The organism is Rhizobium sp. T1470 (assembly GCF_042140505.1).
GTDB classification, from domain to species: Bacteria; Pseudomonadota; Alphaproteobacteria; order Rhizobiales; family Rhizobiaceae; genus Rhizobium; species Rhizobium favelukesii.
Map to the genome: position 1 here is coordinate 3,530,212 of NZ_CP148091.1, position 9,789 is coordinate 3,540,000.

Consider the following 9,789-nt stretch of genomic DNA (forward strand, 5'->3'; position numbering starts at 1 on the left):
GATCATGAGACGCCGAAAAATTGCGCCGCGGCGGGGGTGTAACTCCAGTCGGGCTACGCCCTCCCTTCGTCACACCCCCGCCGCCGAGTCTCATCCTGATTGACGCTGAGTCTCACCTTGTTTGTCGCCGCGCAAGGCAATATAAAACTGTTCCTCAATGCTTAAGCTCCAGGTGTGGCACAACACCCAAGGTATCCATTCATTGTGGAGGGCATACCAAAAGTTCGAGAGGTAAGCCGCGTGCCACTTGAGGCTACCGCGAGCTCCTTCAAGGTTTACAAACCAAACGAAGCCCAACATCGCAAAATAGGGAGGGAATATGCGCAAAGCGCGGCGAATATAGAACGATTTCAGCGCAGTGCCCGGTTCATAGTCGATAGCGGAACGTGCATCTAAAAGGAGCCGCGTTATCAGGAAGCCGCTGAGTACGAAGAAGAGGCGTACGCCGAGATGACCCAAAACTGATCCATCGACCGCGAAGAAATGGTGGTATAGGACCATAGCGACGGCGAGAGTGCGAAGTCCGTCCAGTTGCCGTTCTCGTGCATGAAGCATGGATCCCCCTTGGTCTCGAGGGAGCTCGCCTCGTCGGAGCCTACTCCCAATGACATTCTCACGACCCGCTTTTGTGCTGTTTATTCCGTTCCGGATGGATCGGATTGAGGTGCCAAAGTGCTTCTTAAAATTCCGGGCAATCGGGCCAAACTGTGGCGCTGGGGCAGTATCAGACTTTAGTCCGATCTATCGAACGCGTTGTCACTCCAATCGTTCCTGAGCGAGGGGAATGATCGGCCAGTGTCCTCCCAGCCGCAGAAATGGACGCCGCTGCAAGTTTTGGGATCGGCGGCTAACGACACGCACCGCGTAAGCCATTAGAAAAGAAGCATAATAGCGCATGGCAAGAGTCGGAGTGCATGACGAATGCACTTCTGGTGCAACAAGGCAAACCGTTAGGGGGCGCATCAATGAAAGCTATCCGTCTGATAATGCAAGCCGCGAATGATCCCTGCCGAGCTCTTGGTCGCGAGGAGGTACTCGCGGCGACGTTTCGCGATTTCGTGCAAAGGGCTCTCGCGGCGGGGTGGAATGAACCGGAGGTCGCCCTGACTTTGGCTGATATCGCCGATGACTACGTCATGGCACTCGCTCGGCGGGTTGTGGTAAATTAGTATCAAGTACCGACGCGCGTCGCGGGACCACCACCCCGCGACGCTTGCGGTTCACGGTCGCATCGCATCGATCCTGGCGGCAATGGAAGCAACCACGATGCTTGAGGAACGCTTCAAGCGTAAATTCCTCGATACTGCCGTGAAGTCGGAATCGAGCATGACGGAGGAGCTACGATCGCCAGCGCTATCTGGGTCTGGTTATTTCGGGTGCTTGGGAAGATTTGGTTGCGGGGGCACGCAACCAACGATTCCTGCGATTGGTTGAAAAGCCTATCCCGAGGCCAGCGGCCTAGACTGTCGACGTATGCCCGGTTCGAATCCCTCCCGACCCGCCATTTCAGTATAGAACTGGGCACGCCAGTTCCCGCCGATTTCCCGCCGCCAATGGCGACAAGCGCGCGTAAAAGCTCGTCTTTCGATCCCTAGCCGCATCATGAGGTGCATGGGATCGTCGCCTATCTCCTGCGTGATCGACAGCAGCTTGACGCCGTTCGTCGCGAGCTTGCGGACGTAGAACTCAAGCTCGAAGTGGTCGCGGAAGAAGCGCGAGAACGAATGGACCACGACAATATCGAAGGGCGCGGGCCTGCTGGTCCCGGCCTCGATCATGCGCTGGAATTCGGGGCGGCGGTCGTTGGTGGGGAAGCCCCGGCCTCGACATAGGTTTGCGCAAGCCTGAAGCGCGTGAGGCGCAATAGGCTTCGCCCTGCTTGCGCTGGTCGGGAATGGAGACGTCTTGCTCGGCCTGTCGCGCCGTCGAGACGCGCAAATAGGGGGCGGCGCGCAGCGGCACGGTCATGGCATGTATCTCCTTTTCAGGTCATAGGGGCCCGGATCGCAGACCATGCTGCAAACAGGATCGAGGAGTTTGTTGCCGGGGCATTGGACGGCCCAAAAGGCCGTAGCTATTGCTGCCGCCGCGTGAACAACTCCCGAAACAATTCCTCTGACCGCTGCAAGCCTTCATCCGTCAAGATCAAGGACTTCGTCTTGCTCGCCGGATCACCGATCAGACCCTTCTTGAACAGTCGGTCCGTCGCATCCCAATCAAAACTCTTCCATACCCGACGCCCGTCATGCAGCGTCAGCCATAGCAGTGCCAGGACAGCATCGTCGATCTTGTTCTCGTCGATATCCATCGATCGATCCTAACATGCAAATCGCTCGACTGCTGTAGCCCACCCCGAATGCGTACCGGTCACGTAACGCCCAACCTCTTCCTAGGCGAGCCACTCTGGTCGGATGGTCGAAAGGCGTGGCTGGCAATAAAATCCTTCCTCCGCATTGCCGCAGCCGAGGACGGCGAAGTCTGCCGGAACATTGATCCCCAGCCGCGTAAATTCCTCGATGCGGTCACTGCCGTGAAGGCGATTTCTGAATCCATCGGGACGACTAGAATGCCGACCGCCACCGTTGGTGGGCGTGCATGACGGTGATAATTTCGATGTCCTGACTGACACGGTACGGGATGATGTAAGGAATATCGGCCAGCACCACTTCACGGGTACCCTTGATGCGCCCCGGCCGCCCACTTGCAGGCAAGTCCGCAAGCATATCCACTGCGGTCACGATCCTGGCAATCACACGCGCTGCCGCATCGGGATTGTCCTGCTCAATACGGGCGCCGATTTCGTCAAGCCGCCGCAACGCCCGAAGCGTCCAGCGAATACGCTTTCCGCTCATGATTGGCGGGCGGACTTGACGTACTTCCCAACGATCTTCGCTACATCTTCGGCGCTGGCAAATTCGCCGCGATCGGCCTCAGCCAACCCAGCCTCGATCTCGGCAAGCTGCCACTCCTGCTGCTCAACGAAAGCCTCAATAGCCTCGGCGGCCATATAGGCACGAGAGCGATCCAGCTTTTCCGCGATCTGATTAAGCTTGCTCGCGGTTTCATCCGAAACACGCACGGTAAAAGCAGCAGTCATGGTACCTAACTTTCGTTGGTTCACCTCAATTATTGGTGAACCAACGTGGTTCGTCAAGGTTTTGCTCATGAGAGACGACTTTCGTTTTGATGAATTGAATAAGCTCCGGCCACGCCGGGGATCGGAGTGGCGGGACAAGGACCGCTCCCTTATGAAGCCTGCCAAGCGGGCTGACGAATCGGCAAGCGATTCGTGACGACACCCGTTCGGGTGTCTTTATCGGACCGTGGGGTCTCGGCCTCCGTGGAAGGGCGGCGGTCCGGCCGCCCTCCGGAGCCACTTGTGGCGGACAGCGGTTTTCAGGACCTGGCAAAGGGTGCCAACCACGTCATGAAGTGTGCTGCGCAGGCATCTTGCCGGTCGTCGTAGTGGAGATGCGGTGCACCCGAAGCCCCTCGCCGACATGAGTGTCGACGAATTCGACCGCGCCATTCGAACCAACATCCGCGGTACGTTTCTCGGCATGAAGTTTCAGATCCCGGCTATGCTGGCAAGCGGTGGGGGCTCCATCATTAACATGGCGTCGGTCGCGGGCGTTCAGGGCGTGGCCAACCTCGCGGGTTATGTCACCGGCAAGGCCGGCGTTATAGCGCTGACCAAGATTGCGGCGTCGGATTATGCTGATCACGGCATCCGGGTGAACGTACTCGCGCCGGGGCCAATCCTCACCCATCACCTCGAGGCGTCTGGTGAGCAGGCGCAACGTCAGGCCGCCATGGCGACTCCGATGCGACGCCTGGGCAACTCCGACGAAGTCGCCAGGACGGTCCTGTGGCTGGGTTCCGATGATAGCAGCTTCATCACGGGTGCGATTGTTCCGATCGACGGTGGACAGTTTGCCGGAACCAAGCCTGAGCGCATGTACCGGCAGGGTCAAAGAATGCCGGATGCGAAGTGAGAACGGGCATCGCAGGTGCAGGAGTCGTGCAAACCGGAATTGGTCGTAAACAGGCGATCAAAGAAGGCAATGGTTGTGGTCTGTCACCCGGACTCCCATAGCTTCAATCACGCACTTGCCAATGAAGTTCAGAAGGCTTGGTCGGAGGCAGGTTTCGACGTCAGGGTTCGTGACCTCTATGTTGAAGGCTTTGATCCTATCATCACAGCCGCCGAGGCTCGCGGCGCTCGGTCGCTCGATCCGGTGGTGACGGGGCATATCCAAGAGTTGATCACAAGCGACCTTTTGGCCGTCGTACACCCCAATTGCTGGGGTGCGCCGCCCGCTATGATGAAGGGGTGGATTGATCGGGTGTTCGCACCTCAGGCGGCATACACATTCCCCAAGGGAGAGGACGCAGGAGACGAGCCAATCGGATTGCTGGCGACACGAGCTGCGCTCGTCCTCAACACCGGCAATACGTTGCCGGATCGGGAACGCGAGCATTTCGGCGATCCGCTGGAGCGCATGTGGCGACAATGCATTCTCGCCTACTGCGGGGTGCCTAATACCAACGAGCGCTAATCAAAACCGGTGCGCCCAGTCACGCATTCCAATCGACATGATCTTCCACGGCTGAGCGACCAGCTTGTTCCATGCGTCGCAGCAATGGGCGACGATGTCCTCGTAATCTTTGAAGATCCGGTTGGACAACCAGTTGTCACGCAGAAATTGCCACACGTTCTCGACGGGATTTAATTCGGGCGAGCGTGGCGGCAGGAAGAGCAGTGTGATGTTGTCGGGCACATCGAGCTTCGGCGTGACATGCCACCCCGCCTGATCAACGATCAGCACGGCATGAGCGCCGTCATCGACGGCCTGGCTGATTTCGATCAAATGCTGGTTCATGGCGCTGGTGTCGCAGTAGGGAAGAACGAGACCCGCACCTTTGCCCTTCTTGGGGCAGATAGCGCCGAAGATATAGGTCCACATCGTGCGTTGATCGTGTGGTGCCGAAGGCCTTGTTCCCCTGCGTGCCCATCGCCGGGTGATCTTGTTCTTTTGGCCTATCCGAGCTTCGTCGGCCCACCAGAGCTCAATCTCGACGTTCTTCGGGAGCCTGCCTTTGATGGCTGCCAGTGTGGCGGGGAACTTTTTTTAAAACTCTCCAGGTCGCCTTCGTTCTGGGCGTAATGGCGCGGGCGGGCAGACAGCTTTGCAAAGCCGAGCGCCTTCAATTCGCGGCCAATGGTCGTTTCATCGACGGATATCCGATATTCTTGGAACAGCCATTGAGCAAGATCCTTGCGCCGCCAGCGCACAACGCCATGCACCGCCGGTATCGGGCCACTTTCGACGATCTTTGCCAAAGCCTGGCGATGCACGTCGGAAAGCTTTCCTTGATTGCCGGGTGCTTTGCCATTGATGAGCCCCGACGGGCCACGCGCATTGAAGCGAATAACCCAGTCGCGGACAATTTGCAGGGTCACGCCTCCGATCCTGGCCGCATCGCTGCGGGAATGGCCATCATAGATTTCGGCAAGGGCAAGAAGCCGCCGAGCCTGTGCCGCATCCTTCGTGCCTTTGGCCAACGCCCGAAGAGCGAAGCCGTCGAAGTCATCGCGCAGTGGAATTCCTGATGTCATCCGCAAACCTCCGTTTGCGGTATTGATTCAGAACTCAACTGATTTGGAAACCTCAAAAAGAGTCAGAGATCGCTCACGCTGGTATAAGGTCGAACGTCGCCTCTTTGGTGTGGTTGCGACCAGCACGGCTGCTGAGCGGGACGCCTGGCTCGCCGAAGCACGGCAACTCGCACATGATCTGTGCTGAGCTCGGTCACTCGCGCGGGTGGCCTAGGCGCAAAGCTGCTCATCTCGCGCGCGATCCTGTATCGTTCGCACCCCTATCGGATTAGGCGAGCGACTTCGGCGGGTGTTGGACGACTCCTCGACCGGCGCCTCGCCGAACGCTGCCCCGCTCGTCCCGAATGATCTTCAAGCTCGTTCCGTGGTCACGGTCGCTCGAACGGCAGCTCGGCCGTCACGGCGACGGCGTGGCACGCGGCGACGGCGGCATCGCCTGTCGCTGTGGACGGAAACGGGGATGGGGATTTAATAAAGCACGAACCCCAAGCTCCATCGGCGTCGGTCTAGTCGTCATCGGAGATTCCGATGGCGCCTTCGTGTTCTTCCGTTTCCTCTATTCAGGCAGATCTGCGAATTCTCAATGGAGGTGGTTCACTCGAGGGAACGGAAGACATGGAAAATAATGAAGTCGCGCATACGAAAATTCTTATCGCCGGGGGTAGCTCTGGAATGGGCTTTGCGCTGGCGAAGCGCTGCCTCGACGCCGGTGCGGCGGTCGTCATCGTCGGACGCAATGAGGACAAGCTGAAGCGCGCCCGCGAGGCGTTGCAGAGACCAGCGGCGTTGGACACGGTCGCGGCCGATATCGCGGAGGAGGATCAGGTCGCCGAGCTGTTCAGGCAGGTCGGCCGGCTCGACCATATCGTCAGCACCGCAGCCGATATCGAAGGCGCCTATCAGCTGTTGCCTTCGGTCGAACTAAAGGTGGCCCAGAGGGTGGTGGAAAGCAAATTCTATGGGCCGCTGCTCCTGGCCAAATACGGCGCACCCGTGCTGTCAGCCACCGGCTCCATCACCTTCACATCCGGCATCGCCGCCTATCGGCCCGCGGCGCGAGGCTCGGTCGTCGCCGCCGTCAATGCCGCGCTGGAAGGACTGGTCCGGGCGCTTTCGATCGAACTGGCGCCAATCCGGGTCAACGCCGTCTCGCCAGGCTGGGTCGACTCCCCCATCTGGCGCTTCGTCGCCGGCGACAAGAAAGACGAGACGCTCGCCGCGATGGCAAAGCGACTGCCGGTCGGGCGCGTCGGACAACCAGACGATATCGCCGACGCCATCAGTTTTCTGATGGGCAACGCCTTTACGACAGGGACGATACTGCATGTCGAGGGTGGCCACCGGCTGATTTGACCGGCGCGAAATTCTCGCTCGCAGCCGCCAGCAGCAGTTTCAGCGCCGGCGGCTGCACCCGTCGGCGGCGCCAGATCATGACAAGTGAAGCTGTTGCGACCTCTCCCGGCCAAGGCATCTCGACAATCTCGCCGCGATCGAGCGCGTCGGCGACCGCAAGGCGCGGAACCAGGCCCATGCCCGTCCCAGCCGCCACGAGGCGCGCGATCGTGCCGATGCTGCCGACTTCGGCAGCAAGCTTCGGGGCCGCAATGCCAGCCTCGGCAAATGCCTTGTCGAACAGGTACCGATAGATGCACCCGGCCTCGGTCGCGACGAAGCTCATCGAGGCAAGCGCGGTCAAGTCGCCTTCCCTCGAGATGGTGGATGCTTCCTTCGGCGGAGCAACAAGAACCAAAGGTTCCGCAGATATCATCCGCTTGACGAGGCGTTCGTCGAGGCCGCCCTTGTCGAAGCAGAAGGCGACGTCGATTTCGCCATCCTCCAGCTTGCGCAGCAGATCGCCGCTGCCCGCGACCTTGAGCCGAAGTTCGATGTCTGGATGGTCGCCCTGAAAGTCCGACAGTACTTGTGAAAGCATCGCCGAAGCGATCGTCTCCAGCGCGCCGATCGTTACCGACCCGGCGGTCTGTCCGGCTGTTACGCCCACGGCAGCCCGCGCTTCGTCCGATAGCGTCAGGATTTCTTCGGCATAGGGCCTCAACGTTTGACCTGCCGGCGTCAACTCCAGGCCGAGCTTCGAGCGGGTGAACAAGGTCGTACCAAGTTCGGTCTCAAGTAACTGGATCTGATCACTCACGGTGGATTGCGCCAGGTGGATCTCCTCGGCCGCACGCGTGATATTTCGGCACCGCGCTACCGTAAGGAATGTCTTGAGCAATTTTGGATGCATGAGAATGCCTTCCGTCAATAAACTATTATTTCATGTTACCGGGCTTGCTTGGCTACAATCACTCACATTCTTCTGGAAATCCCGCGGACTTCTAGGCAGCCTGGGCTGGCGGTCGTCAACACAGACAAGCAGGTACAGTAGAGCCGCCTCGAGCTCCATGACGGTTCTCGCAGAGTGGGTGCTTGCCTGAAAAACGAATTCAAAAGCCATTCAGCAAACGGCTTTGACCGATGACTGGCTGGTAGAAGCGGAAGTCACTGTTAGTGTCGCTGGTGTCCTGGATCGCGATCCCTAACGATCTGTTCGTCGAGATAGATTATTCGCTAGGATCGAGCGACTTCCGAGCACGGCCGTCCGTCGTAGGCCTCACCTGGTTAACGAGGATGAGCCGGGCGATCGTGCTGCGCGGCGACCTGGCCGCGATCCCGCGGTTCGCCGCGAACAAGAAAAACCCCGACGTCCTTTCGGAAGCCGGGGTTTTGGGTGCCTTGCTTTCGCAAGAATCGTTGGTTGCGGGGGCAGGATTTGAACCTGCGGCCTTCAGGTTATGAGCCTGACGAGCTACCGGGCTGCTCCACCCCGCGCCAAGGGGACGTTGTCCCCGGAAGTATACGCTCTGCGTTATGGTGTTCAAAGCGGAAAGGACCGCTTTGGGCGGCCCTTTGTTTTCGGCTTGGGCCGTTTGTTGTGATGAGAAGATTGTATGTTGCGTTTAGCAGACCTGGCAGCGACCGACTCTCCCGCGTCTTAAGACGAAGTACCATAGGCGCTGGGGCGTTTCACGGCCGTGTTCGGAATGGGAACGGGTGCAGCCGCCCCGCCATGACCACCAGGTCAGCGAAGCGCAACAATTGAGAAGCTGGCAGAGGTCTTGCGACCTCTTTTTTCCGGGCGAACATTTGATGTTCGCCGGGTGAACACGTCTTAACATCACCTTGAGCGGACAAGCGCCTTGCGCTTGCCGGGGTCGGGACGAATGCTTTGCATTCGCCCTGTGATGAGCATGGTCAATGAGAACGATCAAGCCAATCGAGCTATTAGTACCGGTAAGCTTCACACATTGCTGCGCTTCCACACCCGGCCTATCAACGTGGTCGTCTTCCACGGCTCTGATAGGGAATACTCGTTTTCAGGTTGGTTTCCCGCTTAGATGCCTTCAGCGGTTATCCATTCCATATGTAGCTACCCTGCTATGCCCTTGGCAGGACAACAGGTCCACCAGAGATATGTCCATCCCGGTCCTCTCGTACTAGGGACAGATCCTGTCAATATTCCTACACCCACGGCAGATAGGGACCGAACTGTCTCACGACGTTCTGAACCCAGCTCACGTACCGCTTTAATTGGCGAACAGCCAAACCCTTGGGACCTGCTCCAGCCCCAGGATGCGATGAGCCGACATCGAGGTGCCAAACAACCCCGTCGATATGGACTCTTGGGGGTCATCAGCCTGTTATCCCCGGCGTACCTTTTATCCGTTGAGCGATGGCCCTTCCACGCGGGACCACCGGATCACTATGACCGACTTTCGTCTCTGCTCGACTTGTCAGTCTCGCAGTCAGGCGGGCTTATGCCATTGCACTCGACGACCGATTTCCGACCGGTCTGAGCCCACCATCGCGCGCCTCCGTTACTCTTTCGGAGGCGACCGCCCCAGTCAAACTACCCACCATACACTGTCCCGGATCCGGATAACGGACCGCGGTTAGACATCCATGACGATAAGGGTGGTATTTCAAGGATGGCTCCACGGAAACTGGCGTCCCCGCTTCAAAGCCTACCACCTATCCTACACATGCCGACACGAATGCCAGTGTAAAGCTATAGTAAAGGTGCACGGGGTCTTTCCGTCTGACCGCAGGAACCCCGCATCTTCACGGGGAATTCAATTTCACTGAGTCTATGTTGGAGACAGCGGGGAAGT

At 58.7% G+C, this 9,789-nt stretch carries 10 protein-coding genes, 1 tRNA gene, 2 rRNA genes and 1 pseudogene (1 of these 14 only partly in view); 4 read left to right on the forward strand and 10 right to left on the reverse strand.

Annotated features, from left to right (window positions below; genetic code table 11):
- Positions 1 to 135 precede the first annotated feature (135 nt).
- A pseudogene (locus tag WGT02_RS17795) lies at positions 136 to 555 on the reverse strand (acyltransferase family protein); the annotation flags it as partial.
- A gap of 410 nt (positions 556 to 965) precedes the next feature.
- Here WGT02_RS17795 and WGT02_RS17800 point away from each other — a divergent pair.
- The gene (locus WGT02_RS17800) at positions 966 to 1,169 is read left to right on the forward strand and encodes a hypothetical protein (protein ID WP_024316134.1); all 204 of its coding nucleotides are present in this window, start codon (positions 966 to 968) and stop codon (positions 1,167 to 1,169) included.
- Positions 1,170 to 1,439: 270 nt separating this feature from the next.
- Here WGT02_RS17800 and WGT02_RS17805 read toward each other — a convergent pair whose 3' ends face one another.
- The 4 genes from WGT02_RS17805 to WGT02_RS17820 form a co-directional block, all read right to left on the reverse strand.
- Positions 1,440 to 1,778: a recombinase family protein gene (locus WGT02_RS17805; RefSeq protein ID WP_263622817.1), complete on the reverse strand. Its 339-nt coding sequence runs from the start codon at positions 1,776 to 1,778 to the stop codon at positions 1,440 to 1,442.
- Between the two features lie 296 nt (positions 1,779 to 2,074).
- Positions 2,075 to 2,308, reverse strand: a complete 234-nt coding sequence (locus tag WGT02_RS17810; protein ID WP_024319104.1) for a DUF6429 family protein — start codon at positions 2,306 to 2,308, stop codon at positions 2,075 to 2,077.
- A gap of 253 nt (positions 2,309 to 2,561) precedes the next feature.
- Entirely contained in the window at positions 2,562 to 2,852 is a 291-nt protein-coding gene (locus WGT02_RS17815) for a type II toxin-antitoxin system RelE/ParE family toxin (protein ID WP_024319103.1), read from the reverse strand.
- Positions 2,849 to 3,097: a CopG family ribbon-helix-helix protein gene (locus WGT02_RS17820; RefSeq protein ID WP_024319102.1), complete on the reverse strand. Its 249-nt coding sequence runs from the start codon at positions 3,095 to 3,097 to the stop codon at positions 2,849 to 2,851. The genes WGT02_RS17815 and WGT02_RS17820 overlap by 4 nt, the downstream gene beginning before the upstream one ends.
- 379 nt (positions 3,098 to 3,476) lie before the next feature.
- Between WGT02_RS17820 and WGT02_RS17825 the strand changes: the two genes are divergently transcribed.
- Positions 3,477 to 3,995, forward strand: a complete 519-nt coding sequence (locus tag WGT02_RS17825; RefSeq protein ID WP_197901938.1) for an SDR family NAD(P)-dependent oxidoreductase — start codon at positions 3,477 to 3,479, stop codon at positions 3,993 to 3,995.
- A 69-nt stretch (positions 3,996 to 4,064) separates the two neighbouring features.
- Complete coding sequence (locus tag WGT02_RS17830) at positions 4,065 to 4,559, forward strand: NAD(P)H-dependent oxidoreductase (protein WP_208249773.1); 495 nt, start codon at positions 4,065 to 4,067, stop codon at positions 4,557 to 4,559.
- On the opposite strand, the gene WGT02_RS17835 is transcribed toward WGT02_RS17830, so the two are convergent.
- Positions 4,560 to 5,620, reverse strand: a protein-coding gene (locus WGT02_RS17835; protein ID WP_208245220.1) for an IS630 family transposase whose coding sequence is annotated in 2 segments (ribosomal slippage) — positions 4,560 to 5,128 and positions 5,128 to 5,620 — 1,062 coding nt in all. Because the reading frame shifts where the segments join, the coding sequence is not laid out codon by codon here.
- Between the two features lie 615 nt (positions 5,621 to 6,235).
- On the opposite strand from WGT02_RS17835, the gene WGT02_RS17840 reads away from it, so the two are divergent.
- Positions 6,236 to 6,973, forward strand: coding sequence for an SDR family oxidoreductase (locus tag WGT02_RS17840; protein ID WP_208249772.1), 738 nt, complete (start codon positions 6,236 to 6,238; stop codon positions 6,971 to 6,973).
- On the opposite strand, the gene WGT02_RS17845 is transcribed toward WGT02_RS17840, so the two are convergent.
- The 4 genes from WGT02_RS17845 to WGT02_RS17860 form a co-directional block, all read right to left on the reverse strand.
- Positions 6,924 to 7,865, reverse strand: coding sequence for a LysR family transcriptional regulator (locus WGT02_RS17845; RefSeq protein ID WP_024319097.1), 942 nt, complete (start codon positions 7,863 to 7,865; stop codon positions 6,924 to 6,926). The genes WGT02_RS17840 and WGT02_RS17845 overlap by 50 nt on opposite strands.
- A 507-nt stretch (positions 7,866 to 8,372) precedes the next feature.
- Positions 8,373 to 8,449 (reverse strand) — tRNA-Met (locus WGT02_RS17850).
- 135 nt (positions 8,450 to 8,584) lie between these two features.
- Positions 8,585 to 8,699: ribosomal RNA gene (gene rrf / locus WGT02_RS17855) — 5S ribosomal RNA — on the reverse strand.
- Between the two features lie 182 nt (positions 8,700 to 8,881).
- A 23S ribosomal RNA gene (locus WGT02_RS17860) occupies positions 8,882 to 9,789 on the reverse strand; it runs 1,994 nt beyond the window's last position.

Excerpts from the sequence above, each read along its gene's own strand:
- WGT02_RS17800 (WP_024316134.1), top strand. The coding sequence starts at position 966 with ATGAAAGCTATCCGTCTGATAATGCAAGCCGCGAATGATCCCTGCCGA.
- WGT02_RS17805 (WP_263622817.1), bottom strand. The coding sequence starts at position 1,778 with ATGATCGAGGCCGGGACCAGCAGGCCCGCGCCCTTCGATATTGTCGTG.
- WGT02_RS17810 (WP_024319104.1), bottom strand. The coding sequence starts at position 2,308 with ATGGATATCGACGAGAACAAGATCGACGATGCTGTCCTGGCACTGCTA.
- WGT02_RS17815 (WP_024319103.1), bottom strand. The coding sequence starts at position 2,852 with ATGAGCGGAAAGCGTATTCGCTGGACGCTTCGGGCGTTGCGGCGGCTT.
- WGT02_RS17820 (WP_024319102.1), bottom strand. The coding sequence starts at position 3,097 with ATGACTGCTGCTTTTACCGTGCGTGTTTCGGATGAAACCGCGAGCAAG.
- WGT02_RS17830 (WP_208249773.1), top strand. The coding sequence starts at position 4,065 with ATGGTTGTGGTCTGTCACCCGGACTCCCATAGCTTCAATCACGCACTT.
- WGT02_RS17840 (WP_208249772.1), top strand. The coding sequence starts at position 6,236 with ATGGAAAATAATGAAGTCGCGCATACGAAAATTCTTATCGCCGGGGGT.
- WGT02_RS17845 (WP_024319097.1), bottom strand. The coding sequence starts at position 7,865 with ATGCATCCAAAATTGCTCAAGACATTCCTTACGGTAGCGCGGTGCCGA.